Here is a 14,480-nt window from a genome sequence, read left to right on the forward strand (position 1 = left end):
GGCATTTCAAAGATTATTCCTGTATGGGAATTATTCCTACCCTTTCCCCGGAGTGGACAGCCGGGAGGGCAATGTCGAAGACTCGGGGAAGAACATGGCGGATATCGGGCCTTATCTGAAGAAACACACCGAAGCCCTGGTCAAGGATGTCGGCATCGAGGCGGCATGCGAGATCACCGGAAAGTCGAAGGCAACTCTGGGCCGGTATTATTCGGACAATCCCGAGCACGCCGACAGGTTCATGCCCGTTGATGCGGTGGCCCGGCTCGAGGCGGTCGCGACCTATCCGCATGTGACCTCGGCGCTGGCCGACCTGAAGAACATCACCCTGTCCTATGACGAGCGAAATTCACAGCGCAGCCGCACGGGCGGTGTCAACTCGGACGTGATCGCGCTCAGCCAGCGTTTCGCTATGCTGATGACTGAATACCAGTCGGCGATCGAGGATGGGATCATTACCGTGAACGAGGCCAAGCGCCTGCTGAAGGAAACCTCGATGCTGCAGCAGGTGCTGATCGAAATGAAGCTGCATCTGGAAGAAGAAAGCGTCAGCTAACGTCCGTCTGGGCAGGTTGCGCCCGACACCTTTCATGCCTGACGTGACGGAGCGGCTCGTTTGGACCGACCTTGGCGGAACGGCCCCTCTAGGCGTGGCGTTTGACGAGGACGGACCCCACCGAATACCCCGCCCCAAATGAACAGATCAGGCCGATGTCACCATCCTGCAGGTCGTCGGAGTATTTCGAGAAGGCAATGATCGATCCGGCCGACGAGGTGTTGGCATAGTCCTGCAGGATGTTGGGCTGTTCGCCCGGCTCAGGTTCGCGGCCCAGGACCTTCTTGCCGATGAAGTCGTTCATCGTCTTGTTGGCCTGATGCAGCCACAGGCGCCTCAGATCGCTGCTTTGGATGCCTTCGGCGTCCATGTGGTCGCTGATGTGCTTGCTGACCATCGGCAGCACTTCCTTGAACACCTTGCGTCCGTTCTGCATGAACTGCATGTCGCGGCGGTCCTTCAACCCGTCGGGCCGGGTGCGCCGCAGAAAACCGTTGTTGTTGCGGATGTTGTTGGAAAACTCGGTCGCGCAGCGGGTCGACAGGATCTCGAAATGCGGGCCTTTGGCATCTTCGATCCGTTCGATCAGAGTCGCCGTGGCCACGTCGCCGAAGATGAAATGGCAATCCCGGTCGCGCCATTCCAGGTGCCCCGAGCAGATCTCGGGGTTGACCACCAGCGCCGCCCGCACGGACCCGGACCGGATCATGTCGGCTGCCGCCTGGATGCCGAACGTGGCCGAGGAACAGGCCACGTTCATGTCGAACCCGAACCCGGTGATGCCCAGCTCTTTTTGGATTTCGATGGCGATGGCGGGATAGGCCCGTTCATGGTTCGACGCGGCACAGATCACCAGATCGACATCCGCCGCCGTCCGCCCCGCTTGGGCCAGCGCCTTGTGGCAGGCGTCCAGTGCCATCTCGGTCATGATACCCGGCTCGTCATCGCTGCGCTGGCGCAGCAGGGGGTGCATCACCTCGGGGTCCAGCACGCCGGTCTTGTCCATGACGTACCGGTTCTCGATGCCGGATGCCTTGACGATGAACTCTTCCGAGGAATGCTGCATCGGCTCCATCTCGCCGGCGGCGATGGCCTCGGCATTGGCGGCGTTCATCTTGTCCGCATAGGCGTTGAAGGCTTTGACCAGCTCGGCGTTGGTGATGACGTTTTCGGGCGTGAAAACCCCGGTACCGGTGATTGCGGGCGTATACATGTCGGGTCCTGAACGTTTCGGATTCGCCCAAAATGCAGTCACAACGCCCCCAGATCAAGAGAGGTTGACCCAAGGGAATCAAGCGTGGAAGCCAAGGTTCAACTTCAGGTGTTGAATAGTTCGAATTTTGAAGTATATGACCACCCGATCCGCGCGGAGAGGAAGATGACGAACGAAATCGGCCAGCGGCTGTCCAGCCTGACGCCCGAGATCCAGGCGATGATGGGAGTCTATGCGCTGTACTGGAAGCTGGAAGAAAGCTTTGCCAGCATCGAAACCGACCTCAGTCAGCAGGAATGCCACATGCTGGTCAAGCTGGACCAGCCCAAGCGCATGGGCGTGCTGGCGGCTGACATGCTGACCGTGCCGTCGACGATCACCGCCACGGCGGACGCGTTGGAGCGCGCAGGCTATCTGACCCGTCAGTCCGACCCCAGCGATCGCCGGGCCTGGCTCCTGGTGCTGACCGACAAGGGAACCGAGACCCGTAACATGCTGGTTGCCACCGCCGGAGAGCTTTTTCGCAGCGCCTCTGGCCTGAACGACGCCGAAACCGCCGAATTTGCCCGACTTGCCTGCAAGATCCGTACCAACATTTTGAAAACGGGAATACCCGAGGGACTGACGAAATGAAGCTGCTGACTTCTCTGGGTCTTGCCCTGGCCTTTGTGGCCACGCCGATCGCCGCGCAGGAAGCGGTGAAACCCGTGAAACTGATGGTGGTGCAGGAAACCGCCCCTGGTTTCTCGAGGCAATTCTTCGGCCGTGTGGCTGCGCGCCAGACCGTGGACCTGGCGTTTCAGGTGGGCGGCCAGATCTTGGAACTGCCCGTCAACGAAGGCTTCGAGGTTCCCAAGGGCGGCCTGATCGCCCGGCTGGATCAGGAGCCGTTCGAGCTGGCGCTGGATCGCGCCAAGCTTCAGAAGGAACAGGCCGACCGCACGCTTGCGCGCCTGTCGCGTCTGCGCGGCACCACCGCCAGCGAGGTCGCCGTCGATGATGCCGAAACCGCCGCGCAACTGGCGGCCATCGCCGTGCGCGACGCCGAATACAACCTGGAACATGCCACCCTGACTGCGCCATTCGATGCACTGGTTTCGCGGCGCGAGGTCGAGAATTTCACCACCGTTTCGGCCGGCACCCCGATCGTGCGCATCCATGACATGTCGGAACTGCGCATCGAGGTGGACGTGCCCGAAATCCTGTTCCAGCGCACCAGCCAGGAGGATGGATTCACCATCACCGCGAAATTCCCGGCCAGCGATCAAGTGTTCCCGTTGGAAATCCGCGAATTCGACGCCGAAACATCCAGCGTCGGTCAGACCTTCCGCATCCAGTTCGGCCTGACGCCGCCCGAAGGGTTGCGGATACTGCCCGGCTCATCGGTCACGGTGAACGTCAAAGTCGATGACAAACGCACCGGCATCATCGTGCCCCCCACCGCCATCGTGCCCGACGCCGAGGGCAATCTTGGCGTGATGGTGTTTTCGCCCGTGGGCGCCGACGAAGGCACCGTCAAATGGGTTCCGGTCACGGTCGAGCCCACCCAATCGGGCGACGTGCGGGTGCTGACCGGCCTTTCGGATGGGGATGAGATCGTCGTCGCGGGCGGCGCGGTTCTGACCGTCGGGCAGACCGTCCGGCGTTTTGCCGGCTTTGCCAACTGAAGGGGGCGACGATGAATATCGCACGCGCCTCGATCGATAGGCCGATCCAGACCTGGCTGATCATCCTGGTCACCTTGCTGGGCGGCATCTGGGGCTTTTCCGCGCTGGGCCGGCTGGAAGACCCCGCCTTTACCATCAAGAATGCCGTCATCATCACCAGCTATCCCGGCGCAACCGCCGAGCAGGTCGCAGAAGAGGTCTCGGAGCCGCTGGAATCCGCCATCCAGCAGATGGGCGAGGTCGATGTCATCACCTCGGTCAACCGCCCGGGCCAGTCGCTGATCGAGGTCGAGATCAAATCCACCTATGACGGGTCTGAACTGCCCGACATCTGGACCCGCCTGCGGGCCAAGGTGCGCGATGCGTCGCGCGGTCTGCCCTCGGGGGTCAGCGCGCCGTTCGTCAATGACGGGTTCGGCGACGTGTTCGGCTTGTTCTATGCCGTCACCGCCGAAGGGTTCACCGACGCGGAAAAACACGAACTGTCCACCTTTCTGCGCCGCGAATTGCTGACGGTCGAAGGCGTGGCCGATGTCGAGGTGCAGGGCCTGCCGGACGAGGCGATCTTCATCGAGCCTGACCTTGCCATTTCGGTCAACCAGAACGTTCCGCTGACCGCGATCAACGAGGCTATCGCCAACGCCAACTCGGTTCAGGAATCGGGTACCCTGCGGGCCGAGGATCACCGCACCACGATCCTGACGGCGGACGGGTCCGACAGCGTGTCGGAAATCGCCGGGCTGTCGGTCGGCTCGCAAGGGCAGGTGATCAACCTGTTCGACATGGCCAATGTCTATCGCGCCCGCCAGACCGATCCCGACATCCTGATCCGCGTCAACGGGGTCGAGGCATTCACCCTAGGCATCGCCGGCCTGTCGACCGAGAACATCGTCGAGGTCGGCAAACGCGTCGACGCCAAGCTGGCCGAACTGGACGTGGAAATCCCCGCCGGGGTGGAAATTCTGCCCATCTACCAGCAGCATGTGGTGGTCGAGCAGGCCTCGAACGATTTCCTGGTCAACCTGGCCATGTCGGTGGCCATCGTGGTGGTGGTGCTGGGCATCTTCATGGGCTGGCGCGCGGCCGTCGTCGTAGGATCGACCTTGCTTTTGACGGTGGTGGGCACACTGCTGTTCATGGCGGTGTTTTCCATCGAGATGGAGCGCATCTCGCTGGGGGCGCTGATCATCGCGATGGGGATGCTGGTCGACAACGCCATCGTGGTGGCCGAAGGGATGCAGATCGCGATGCTGCAGGGCAAGAACTCGCGCGATGCCGCAGACGAGGCCGCCTCCAAGACCCAGATCCCTTTGCTAGGGGCCACGGTCATCGGCATCATGGCCTTTGCGGGAATCGGGGTCAGCCCGGATGCGACGGGCGAATTCCTGTTCTCGCTGTTTGCGGTGATCGGCATTTCGCTGCTGCTCAGTTGGGTTCTGGCGATCACGGTCACGCCGTTGTTGGGGCACTATTTCTTCAATCAGGGTAAAGAGGGAGGGATCGACGCATACAGTGGCCTTCTGTTCCGCCTTTATGGCGCGACGCTGGCCTGGGCGCTGCGGTTCCGCTGGCTGGTGGTGGCCGGGCTGGTGGGCATCACGGTTGCCTGTTATGCGGGCTTCGGGCTGATGAAGCAGCAGTTTTTCCCCAACTCGAACACGCCGCTGTTCTTCGTGCATTACAAGCTGCCGCAGGGCACCCCGATCGACCGAACGGCCGCCGACATGGCCGTGTTCGAGGACTGGCTGGCCCAGCGTGACGACGTGGTCTCTGTTGCGACATTCGTGGGGCAGGGGGCGACGCGCTTCATGCTGACCTATTCGGCCGAAAAGCCGAACCCCAGCTATGGGCACATGATCATCCGCACCGAAACGCTCGAGGACATCCCCGCGCTTCAGGCCGAGCTTAAGGCCTTCGGTTCGGCCCGGTTCCCCGAGGGCGAGTTCCGCACCAAGCGCCTGGTCTTCGGCCCCGGCGGCGGCACCCCGATCGAGGCGCGGTTCTCGGGCAGCGATCCGGTCGTGCTGCGGCGACTGGCCGACGAGGCGGTGCGGCGCATGTCAGAGGCATCTCCCAACGCGCTGGACGTACATCACGACTGGCGCGAGCAGGAATTGGTGCTGCAGCCGATCTATGCGACCGAACGCGCCCAGACCGCCGGCGTTGCCCGCGAGGACATTGCCGCGACGCTGCAATTCTCGACCGATGGCATCACCGGCGGCGTGTTCCGGGAGCGCGACCGTCTTATCCCCATCATCCTGCGCCGTCCGGCGGACGGAGACTATTCGATCGTCGATCAGGTGGTGTATTCGGACCAGTCCCAGAAATTCGTACCTATCGAGCAGATGGTGGACGGGTTCCAGTACAAGGCGCTCAACACTCTGGTGCACCGGCGCGACCGGGTGCTGACCATCACAGTGGGCGCCGATATCCCCGCCGATCTGACTGCCGCGGAAGTGCATGCCGAGGTGCGCGACGCCATCGAATCGATGGACCTGCCGCTGGGCTACAAGATGGAATGGGGCGGCGAGTTCGAGGATTCGGGCAAGGCACAGGCGAGCCTGGGCAGGCAACTGCCGCTGAGCCTGCTGATCATGGTTCTGATCTCGGTGCTGCTGTTCAACGCAATCCGGCAGCCGATCATCATCTGGCTGCTGGTGCCGATGTCGGTGAACGGTGTGGTGATCGGGCTGTTGGGTACGGGGCTGCCCTTTACCTTCACCGCGCTTCTGGGTCTGCTCAGCCTGTCGGGTATGCTGATCAAGAACGGCATCGTGTTGGTCGAGGAAATCGACCTGGTCCGTGCCACCGGCAAGCCTCTGCGCGAGGCGATCATCGAGGCCTCGGTTTCGCGACTGCGTCCGGTAATGCTGGCGGCGATCACCACGATTCTGGGCATGGCGCCGCTGCTGACCGACGCCTTCTTCGTGTCGATGGCGGTCACGATCATGGGCGGTCTGGCCTTTGCGACGGTCCTGACCATGGTCGCTGCGCCGGTATTTTACCTGTTGTTCTTTTCGCGCGAAGAACAACGCAGGCTGGCGGCGCAGGCGGCGTAGATCGCAATCGAAAGGACCTCGGGTGCATTGCAGGCGCTTATCGAGGGGAGGTCGGACGGATCAGCCGGCCTTCGGGCTGGCTGATTTCAGCGCGACATCAAGCTTTGCGTATTGGGTGCAAACGCCCAGCGACGTCTGGCAATAATTTCGGGATCGCGCGAGGCCCCGCCGACAGGAATAACGCCGCAATCGGGGGCGAAAGGTTGGACCAGAGCAGACCAGCCAAGACCGCCTCATTCACGAAAAAAACCGCAGGTGGCCAGACAGGTATTTCATCGATCAACCTCCTGCAGTTGCTTCTTTATTTAGATGCAGGAGTGTTCTCGGTTCTCGGGGACATACGTCAGGTTATGCTCCCCGCGCGCTCTCTGCTTTGAGGTCACTGCGCTTTGCGCCTTCCCATGAAGGGTTCCACACGGGCCATCTGCTCGTCGCTCAGCCGGAATCGATCTGACATGTTCACCGGTTTCTTTGGGTGCGATGAATCATGTGGCACGGCGGAAATCAATGGGTCCCGAGCCTAAGGGGAGGGGGTATCTGAAATTAGCCAAGGACTGGCAAGTTGCCCACCAAACCGAAGGTCAACACTTCCGCAGTCAGCCAATGCTCGGATGCTCAGTTTCACTTTATCTCGATGATGAGTTGGCGGGAGATAAAACGGCTTGGCATCCATCCTACTCGGCCAACTCGGTGTGCGTTTCTTGATAATCTATCGACGGGAACCAGCATCCCATACATCGCTTCGGCGTCCTTGAGCGAAGGTTGCCCAGGCGCCCAATTTTCCAATGTCAAATCCGAACCTGAGCGCCAGCGCCATCCCAACGAAGTCTTGGTCAACCCGATCGCAGGCCCGTAATTGTTTTTTATGCTCGACGCTTGAGCAGTCCAAAGTTTTTGATCGAAACGAACCATATCAAATACGAACTCTTCTTCCTCCTTCGTTTCGATTTCGACGAGTTTGCCACCGACTTCTCTGAGATACGCGTCCAGGTCAGGTTCTCCGATCGTGGTACCGAGATCTACGGCCACGTACAGACTCCCTTGGAAAAAACCGTAGATTAGGGGCTTTCGCTTGAAAGTGCGGACGACTCTGGCAAGCCTAGCATCGTTTTCCAGAATCCCTATTGCCTCGGGATCAACAGGTCGAGCTATCGCCCCCGAAGTGGAAAAAAGGCCGGATGCGGGGGTGTCGCGGTCAATTTGGCCAAGGGCGGCCAAGGTCGCACGTGTTGGCAGTCCTGTCTTCGGCAAGCCCAGCGCAAGTTGAACCTTCTCGATCGCCCCGATGGTCCGTGGACCGATCTGACCGTCAATTTGCCCGATATCGTTCCCCCTGGATTTCAGTGCCCACTGCATCTCGGACACCAGCTTCTTGGGCAGATCGAGCATTTCCAAGCCGAGCCTTCGCATTTCCGCATTCATGACTTCACCGTCTCGGATCGTGCGATATCGTCCGAAGGCTCGGGCTTGAAGATCGTCAAAGAGGGCCTGCTCTTCGCGCACAATCGCGCTTTTGGATAGCCTTCCGGCCGGGAAGCGCTCAAAATAGAGTGCCCAGCCGCGTGGAGAGGCAATTTTTTCGGCAGCAGCATAGGCGGTCAGTTCATTCTGAATGTTAGAGGCCGATTTTTCAACGTCACTCTTGGGTGGTGCGGCGGCAGTACGGGTGAGTTCTTCGTGCTTGCGCACAGCCAAACGAACCAGGGGGTGTGCCTCATGAACACCAAACCGTTCCAGAAAAGTTTGCCAGGCACCTATAGAGCCATCTTGATCCGCATCAGCGAAACCCGCTGCGATTTCTTGTCCAATGGAGGGCGCTTCCGGAACTGGAGTCATTGCTGCGACCTGAACCTCTGGCACCAGAAAAATGTCCTCGCCAGGAAGCGAACCGTAGGTAAACGGCTCTTGATACCCGTCGGTTGACCGATAAACGGAATCGCGGATCTTGCGAAACATCTTTCCAATCTCAAGCCCTGGCTCCTCGATATGGGCAAGAAGCGCCTCGGCATAAGGGCTGTTTCGCCCCTCACCATCCAACGCCAAGGTTCCACCCCGTGCCGAGTAGCCCACCAGTACGCCACCGGGATCAATCCGCCCAAGGCCCTGCCCGACCGAGCGGGTCGCCGAGGTTCGGAGCATGTCGGTCAGGAACGGGTTGTTTCTGCACGCATCCACCAGGACGACCTTGAGAGCCGACGTATCGGCCACCGCATTGATGACCGCATCCAGCCTGATCGCCTCGAACTCTACGTCCCGGTCGCTTCGGAGTTCGGCGTTTACAGGGATCAAGTAGTTGGTCTTGTCGATTTCCACGCCATGACCAGCGAAGTAGACAAACACCATATCCGCGTCTTGAGCTGTTTCGGCAAAATCCCGAATCGCAAGACGCATCTCGCGATAATCCAGATTGAGGCCGGATGTTACTGCAAATCCGATTCTTTCTAGTGCCTTCGCGATGTCCTCGGCGTCATTGGCCGGGTTTCCGAGGTTGCTGACGAACTCATAGTCGGAATTGCCGATCACAAGTGCGACGCGTTTTTCCGCCGCAGCCACCGATGGAAGGATGGAAGCGAGTAGCAAAAACCATGCGACCAGACGAATAAATTGTCTCTTCCTGGCTGACGCCTTTGACAGAAACTCGAGTCTCATCTTTGCTTTCCCGTTTCAAAGTCCTGCCGATTGCAGAAGCTGCGTGAAACCGCTGACATCCTGCACGCGGACACGACCCGAAAAGTCGATATCGGTCAGGTATCCAAGCGCATCGAACCAGATGCCTGCTGATGCCGCCTCTGCTGCGTTCCCAAGGCGCGGTCCGCTACGCTCGATCAGGCTGGTTGCTCGCTCTACGACTTCGCGCGTTTTGCCATCGGCCAGATAGATCGTGATCGCATGGATTCGCCCCGGCTCCAGATCTCTGTCGCCCCTTGCCATGTCGAGCCCGTAGAGTCCGGGGCGGAAACGTGCGTTTTGGGCTGTCCCGGCAACCCGCACCCCTTCCTCCAGCAACGTGACCTCGGCTTGCATGATACCATCAAATGGTTCCGTCAACTCCCAGACGACAAGAGGGCGGCTTTCAGAAGATAATCCACCTCCGTCGGGAGCAATCACACGAACCCGCTTGCCAGAAACCTCGAGATCTCGGGTGCCCGCGCCAACGCGGTCGGCTGGCACGCCCGAGGCCGGAGGAACGAAAACAACCGTAGTTTGCTCTTTGGACTCGTTAGCCTTCTTTGATTCCGCTGTGACCGAGGCTGCGCCGACAAAAAACGTCGCAACAGCCAAAGCAGGAATAACCAAGAAGTCGAGTTTCATCGAAACACCCGATGTCGGTTACCGAATTAGTCCCGCGATCGTATAAATCCGATGGGTTGTCGTTTTGTCGTCATGCAGAAGAGTGCCTGCGGGCGAGCACTCGGCAAATCCATCCAAAAGGAGCATAAATTCTTCGCTGCAGCATATCGTAACAGGCTGAATTTGTCGACCTTCCAGCGTCTTGGCATAGGCTTCGATACGAGCCGCAACATTGACCGCATCCCCGACCAGATTGTAGCGCATCGAGCCCTTTCGCCCGATCGTCCCGCCAAAAACCAACCCGCTGTGAAGCCCAATCCTCATGGCATATGGCCAGCGAACACCGTCTGCCGAGTTGAGTCGTGCAACCGTCTCGCGCATTTTGAGGGCGCAAGCGCAGGCTGCGCGGGCATCATCGGTCAGTTCTTTGCCGCTCTCGCGGGCCAGGGGCGCACCGAAGGCAACCAAGATGCCATCACCGGTGAACTTCTCGACAAATCCACCGTGGCAGGCAGCATCTTTGCTGAGAGCGTCAAGCAGCGTACCAATCCAAGCAAGGTAGGCATCAGGTTCAGCTTTGCCGCCCACCGTCGTAGCGCCGACCACATCGGCGAACAGCAAACTCACCTGCAATCGCCGCGGGATCGTTTCGCCCTTGGAGAGTATGGATGCCCGCTGGTTCCAGATTTCCTGCGCCAGTTCTGGCGACAACTGGCTTTCAAAGAGCTGAGACATGACGCGACGTTGTTGCCGCGCACGTGAAGCCACAAAGATGAACGTCAGCACAAAGGCCGTGATCCACGCGGCGGTAACCGGCACAGCGGGCAACCAGAGGTGCCAGTTCAGCGAGAATGTCATTCCTCCCAACAGTCCAATGGCCCCGGCTCCGCCAAGCAGGATTGCCAAGACCGGGTTCCGGAACAGGACAACGATCCCCGAAGCCAACACACTGGCAGCAACAACCATGAAGCCCTGGATCCAATGTGGTAGGTCCGTTATCGGGCGCAGTCCGTTTTGCACGTGGTCAACCAATTGCTGGACCAATGCCGCGTGAACCTGAAGCCCGTAGACATATTGAGTTCCAGAATTCCGGTTCAGCGGTGTAACGAAATGATCCTTGATCGAATCGCTGATTAGTCCGATCAGAACCACTTTCCCTCTCAAATCGGTTTCGCCTTCCAGCAATTCCCTAGCAGACAGCATCGGTGCCACGGGCAGGCGCTGGGCAAAATGAGCCATGATTTGATAGCCACTTGCGTCCAGCCTGGCATAGCTGCCGAAATCCGAGCTCAAAGGCGGCACGGGTATGTTGCCCAGCTTCAAAACCTGGGGGTCGTCGGGCCACGGGGTCAGTTCGGCGATGCCCAAAGCGGAGAATGCGAGTTGGAGTGAAAAAGAGTATTTCAACGTTTGGCCATCGTTCACCAGAAGCAGCGAGCGACGCGCCACGCCGTCACGGTCGACTGGCACATCGGCAAATCCGAATGAGCCCCTTTTCAAAGAGACATCTGGCGGCGCGATAACGAAGTCGCCTGCATTTCCCAGCTTGCCGATCGTCGTGACGCGCGGATTTTTCAGTACCGCCTCCAGCGTAGCGGCACCAGGTTCGACCGGGCGCTCGCGAAGGATGTCCACACCTACCACTTTCGCCCCCGCCCCCAAAGCGGCATGTATTAGCCGGGCCAGTTGCTCATCACTGATCGGCCATCCCCATTCCGCGAGTTCATTGTCGCGGACGGCAACTATTGCGACGTCGGGCGTGAGATCGGACGATGCAGCTTGTGAAGTGGCAAAATCATAATGGGCGAGTTCAACAGGCTCGAGAATGCCTGTGCCGCGCGCCAGCAACGTCAAGCCCGAAACAATTGCAGACACGCAAGTAACGAGAGACAGCCCTGCTATTTTCGAGAACAACGTCAACTGCATAATCTAATTCGGCCATTCAGCATCAAGCCAAGACTACAACAGTTTTGCAATGCTGCTAATCGACTTGAGCTACTGGCTAATCCTTGGGCGGTGTCCGGCGTGTTTTTGGCTTCTCTCTCTGCTCCTGACGGTCGGGTTGAGTTTCGTCTTGTCTCAGGCAATGGATCATCGCTGGAGGTTTTACGCTAAGGGCGGAATGGGCGCGTGCGGTAGAAAAACCTGACCCACTTTAAGACACCGGCCCGGCCTCTGACCTGGTTCGACAGGCGTGCAGGTAGATGCATCGCTCCGCAAAATGCCCCCGAAACCATGGTAGCAGATGAGATGTCGGCATCAGAGTTCACGCGCTTTTTGCGGCGCGCGTTCCGCAACCTTGTTGATCACAGTGTCGACGGCTCGATCCACTTCATCTGCATGGACTGGCGTCATATGGGCGAGATACTTGCAGCGGGTCAGGGGGTCTGCGACGATCTCAAGAACCTGATTGTCTGGGTCAAGGACAACGGGGGTATGGTCACCTTCTACCGCTCACGGCACGACTTGATCTTTGCCTTCAAGAGGGGGGACGCGCCGCATATCAACACTTTTGAATTGGGGCAGCACGGGCGCTACCGGACCAATGTCTGGCAGTATCGCGACGTCAACACCATGCGGGCAGGGCGCATGGAAGAACTGGCGCTACATCCGAACGTAAGGCCCGTGCAGATGATTGCCGATGCCGTCTGCGATGTGTCCGGACGCGGTGACATTGTGCTCGATGTCTTTGGCGGACCCGGCTCGACGTTGATCGCGGCTGAGAAAACCGGCCGGCGCGCCTATCTCTGCGAGTTTGACGAGATCTATTGTGATCGCATCATTGCCCGCTGGGGGGCCTGTGCCAGGGACGAGGCGGCGCAGGTTCTCTGCGGCTGGACGCCAGCGGTGACAAACAAGGCGATGGAGGCGGCGGAATGGGCAGCGACAAGGACAAGCGCGGGCTCGTGGCCCGACCCGGCTATGACGTGGGATATGGTAAACCGCCGAAAGACGCCCGCTTCAAACCGGGCAAGTCTGGTAATCCGAAGGGGCGGCCTCGGGGATCAAAGAGCAAACGTCCGGGCATTCATGAGGAACGTATGAAAGATATCATTCTCGATGAGGCATACCGCGACATCACGATCCGGGAAGGGCACCGCAGCGTGACAATCCTCATGGTGCAGGCGGTCATGCGGTCTCTGGCTGTGAACGCCGTCAAGGGCCAGCACCGCGCGCAGCGGCTCTTCTCACAGTTGCTGGCTGAGGTGGAAAGCTCCCGCAACATGCTTCACGCTGAATATTTGGACAAGGCGCTGACCTAAAAGATCGAATGGGAGAAGGAACTGCGCAGGGGCGCAGAAGCCGGGATAAAAACCATGGATAAGCCCATTCCGCATCCGGATCACATCAAGATCGACTTCCGAACTGGTAAGGTGCGCATTGTCGGACCAATGACCAAAGGAGAGAAAAAGGAATTGGACGACTGGCGTAGAAAACTCTCTGACCTCCGTGCCAATATCGACGATCTGCGTGAGGCGATGGTCCACGAGACCGACCCAGATGAGATCGTAGAGCTCGAACGCCACACCCGGATAGGTAAAGAGCTGTACGAGCGGACCAGCACCGCTTTGGCAGTGGTCGAGCAACCCACTTCGGAGTGAACACGAGGCCAAAGTGCCCAAGTGCTTTACGCCGACTTGCTTCGAGTGAAGAGTATACCGATGAGGAGAAGGGAGCGAGACTATGGCCTTTCCTGAAGCAATGGCAGCAATCCAAAAACACATCAGGGCGGCAGACGCACTCGCTGCGCTGGGCGCAAGAATTGGGGCGGCCTCAGGCCACCTCCGACCAAATGATACTCTTACCTCGAAACTTGACGCTGTCGTCGACGCGTTCGAGCCCGACTTGCTGGACGGCTTGACGGACGAAGAACTGGACGCGCTGTATGGGTTTGTCAGGGCAGCCATGCGCCAAATGCTGCATCTACTAGAACTACCCGACGACGGCAGCTTTGGTTGGTCGTTCGACGACTCCGGCATTCTCGAAACTCAGGGACGTTCATCCCGGCTCGTGACGAAATTGCTGACCGAGTACGCAGCAAAAGAGCCGGAATTCGAGGCCACCCTGTCAAACGCTCCACGGTTTCTTGATGTTGGGAGCGGCGTCGGATGGATTTCTCTTTCCATGGCCCAGCAATGGCCATCGCTTACCGCAATCGGCATAGACATCCTCGGGCCTGCTCTGGACCTTGCCGCCAATAACTTGGAACAAACCGGGCTAACCGATCGCGTCACCTTCAGAAACGAGAACGTCGTCGACCTGAAGGAAAATGCTGCATTTGACGTTATCTTCGTACCGGTCATTTTCCTTCCCGAGGCCATCATTGACCAGACCTTCAAGAACCTTCAACAGGCACTCAAGCCGGGGGGATGGCTGTTTGCGGCCGCATATCGCGTGCCAGAGGATCGCAAGTTGGCTGCTCTCAATGACCTGCGGACGACAATTTCAGGAGGTCGAGCCTGGAGCGACAAAGAACTGGCGACTATGGCGGAGAACGCCGGGCTTGTTTCGGTTGGAGATATCGCCGCTGGATCGCCACTTCATCTTTGGGCGTCCCGCCGTGAAACCTAGAGTGAGCCAGTGAGCGCTTTGTCCGCGCAGCAGACGCTCACGAGAATACTGCGAGCGTCCGCACCGAGCCCAAAGCAGAACGTTAGAATTTCTCAGTTTGCCACGCAGCAACAGATAAGCTG

At 59.2% G+C, this 14,480-nt stretch carries 12 protein-coding genes; 8 read left to right on the plus strand and 4 right to left on the minus strand.

Translation table 11 applies throughout. The features are described 5' to 3' along the window. The first annotated feature begins 94 nt into the window (after positions 1 to 94). Positions 95 to 556: a hypothetical protein gene (locus AC2FMN_RS07760; RefSeq protein WP_005981593.1), complete on the plus strand. Its 462-nt coding sequence runs from the start codon at positions 95 to 97 to the stop codon at positions 554 to 556. Between the two features lie 88 nt (positions 557 to 644). Here the strand turns inward: AC2FMN_RS07760 and AC2FMN_RS07765 are convergent, their stop codons facing one another. Further along, positions 645 to 1,769, minus strand: a complete 1,125-nt coding sequence (locus AC2FMN_RS07765) for a beta-ketoacyl-ACP synthase III (protein ID WP_496687257.1) — start codon at positions 1,767 to 1,769, stop codon at positions 645 to 647. A gap of 165 nt (positions 1,770 to 1,934) precedes the next feature. On the opposite strand from AC2FMN_RS07765, the gene AC2FMN_RS07770 reads away from it, so the two are divergent. Genes AC2FMN_RS07770 through AC2FMN_RS07780 form a run of 3 tightly spaced genes read left to right on the plus strand, consistent with a single transcriptional unit; the run spans position 1,935 to position 6,495 of the window. Further along, the gene (locus AC2FMN_RS07770; protein WP_496687258.1) at positions 1,935 to 2,402 is read left to right on the plus strand and encodes a MarR family winged helix-turn-helix transcriptional regulator; all 468 of its coding nucleotides are present in this window, start codon (positions 1,935 to 1,937) and stop codon (positions 2,400 to 2,402) included. Next, entirely contained in the window at positions 2,399 to 3,436 is a 1,038-nt protein-coding gene (locus AC2FMN_RS07775; RefSeq protein ID WP_496687260.1) for an efflux RND transporter periplasmic adaptor subunit, read from the plus strand. Before AC2FMN_RS07770 ends, AC2FMN_RS07775 begins: the two co-directional genes overlap by 4 nt. An 11-nt stretch (positions 3,437 to 3,447) precedes the next feature. Then, positions 3,448 to 6,495 carry an efflux RND transporter permease subunit gene (locus tag AC2FMN_RS07780; protein ID WP_496687261.1) on the plus strand — a complete coding sequence of 1,016 codons (3,048 nt, stop codon included), beginning with the start codon at positions 3,448 to 3,450 and terminating at the stop codon, positions 6,493 to 6,495. A 621-nt stretch (positions 6,496 to 7,116) separates the two neighbouring features. On the opposite strand, the gene AC2FMN_RS07785 is transcribed toward AC2FMN_RS07780, so the two are convergent. The 3 genes from AC2FMN_RS07785 to AC2FMN_RS07795 are packed head-to-tail and all read right to left on the minus strand — an operon-like array spanning position 7,117 to position 11,712. Continuing rightward, a complete protein-coding gene (locus tag AC2FMN_RS07785) occupies positions 7,117 to 9,144 on the minus strand; it encodes a caspase family protein (protein WP_496687263.1) in 2,028 nt (675 codons plus the stop codon). Between the two features lie 15 nt (positions 9,145 to 9,159). Next, positions 9,160 to 9,807: a hypothetical protein gene (locus tag AC2FMN_RS07790; RefSeq protein WP_496687264.1), complete on the minus strand. Its 648-nt coding sequence runs from the start codon at positions 9,805 to 9,807 to the stop codon at positions 9,160 to 9,162. 18 nt (positions 9,808 to 9,825) lie between these two features. After that, complete coding sequence (locus tag AC2FMN_RS07795; RefSeq protein WP_496687265.1) at positions 9,826 to 11,712, minus strand: CHASE2 domain-containing protein; 1,887 nt, start codon at positions 11,710 to 11,712, stop codon at positions 9,826 to 9,828. A 324-nt stretch (positions 11,713 to 12,036) separates the two neighbouring features. Here AC2FMN_RS07795 and AC2FMN_RS07800 point away from each other — a divergent pair, with 324 nt between their 5' ends. The 4 genes from AC2FMN_RS07800 (at position 12,037) to AC2FMN_RS07815 (ending at position 14,358) form a co-directional block, all read left to right on the plus strand. Next, complete coding sequence (locus tag AC2FMN_RS07800) at positions 12,037 to 12,831, plus strand: DNA-methyltransferase (RefSeq protein ID WP_496687266.1); 795 nt, start codon at positions 12,037 to 12,039, stop codon at positions 12,829 to 12,831. Then, the gene (locus AC2FMN_RS07805; RefSeq protein ID WP_496687268.1) at positions 12,714 to 13,049 is read left to right on the plus strand and encodes a DUF5681 domain-containing protein; all 336 of its coding nucleotides are present in this window, start codon (positions 12,714 to 12,716) and stop codon (positions 13,047 to 13,049) included. The genes AC2FMN_RS07800 and AC2FMN_RS07805 overlap by 118 nt, the downstream gene beginning before the upstream one ends. Positions 13,050 to 13,103: 54 nt before the next feature. After that, positions 13,104 to 13,388 carry a hypothetical protein gene (locus AC2FMN_RS07810; RefSeq protein ID WP_496687269.1) on the plus strand — a complete coding sequence of 95 codons (285 nt, stop codon included), beginning with the start codon at positions 13,104 to 13,106 and terminating at the stop codon, positions 13,386 to 13,388. A gap of 82 nt (positions 13,389 to 13,470) precedes the next feature. Next, positions 13,471 to 14,358: an SAM-dependent methyltransferase gene (locus tag AC2FMN_RS07815; RefSeq protein WP_496687270.1), complete on the plus strand. Its 888-nt coding sequence runs from the start codon at positions 13,471 to 13,473 to the stop codon at positions 14,356 to 14,358. The last annotated feature ends 122 nt before the right edge of the window (positions 14,359 to 14,480 follow it).

The organism is Ruegeria sp. BHSC037, from assembly GCF_059613045.1.

What these genes read in the sequence shown, in the direction of transcription:
- AC2FMN_RS07800 (WP_496687266.1), top strand. Translation starts at nt 12,037, where the DNA reads ATGTCGGCATCAGAGTTCACGCGCTTTTTGCGGCGCGCGTTCCGCAAC.
- AC2FMN_RS07810 (WP_496687269.1), top strand. Translation starts at nt 13,104, where the DNA reads ATGGATAAGCCCATTCCGCATCCGGATCACATCAAGATCGACTTCCGA.
- AC2FMN_RS07770 (WP_496687258.1), top strand. Translation starts at nt 1,935, where the DNA reads ATGACGAACGAAATCGGCCAGCGGCTGTCCAGCCTGACGCCCGAGATC.
- AC2FMN_RS07775 (WP_496687260.1), top strand. Translation starts at nt 2,399, where the DNA reads ATGAAGCTGCTGACTTCTCTGGGTCTTGCCCTGGCCTTTGTGGCCACG.
- AC2FMN_RS07815 (WP_496687270.1), top strand. Translation starts at nt 13,471, where the DNA reads ATGGCCTTTCCTGAAGCAATGGCAGCAATCCAAAAACACATCAGGGCG.
- AC2FMN_RS07785 (WP_496687263.1), bottom strand. Translation starts at nt 9,144, where the DNA reads ATGAGACTCGAGTTTCTGTCAAAGGCGTCAGCCAGGAAGAGACAATTT.
- AC2FMN_RS07780 (WP_496687261.1), top strand. Translation starts at nt 3,448, where the DNA reads ATGAATATCGCACGCGCCTCGATCGATAGGCCGATCCAGACCTGGCTG.
- AC2FMN_RS07765 (WP_496687257.1), bottom strand. Translation starts at nt 1,769, where the DNA reads ATGTATACGCCCGCAATCACCGGTACCGGGGTTTTCACGCCCGAAAAC.
- AC2FMN_RS07760 (WP_005981593.1), top strand. Translation starts at nt 95, where the DNA reads ATGGCGGATATCGGGCCTTATCTGAAGAAACACACCGAAGCCCTGGTC.
- AC2FMN_RS07795 (WP_496687265.1), bottom strand. Translation starts at nt 11,712, where the DNA reads ATGCAGTTGACGTTGTTCTCGAAAATAGCAGGGCTGTCTCTCGTTACT.
- AC2FMN_RS07790 (WP_496687264.1), bottom strand. Translation starts at nt 9,807, where the DNA reads ATGAAACTCGACTTCTTGGTTATTCCTGCTTTGGCTGTTGCGACGTTT.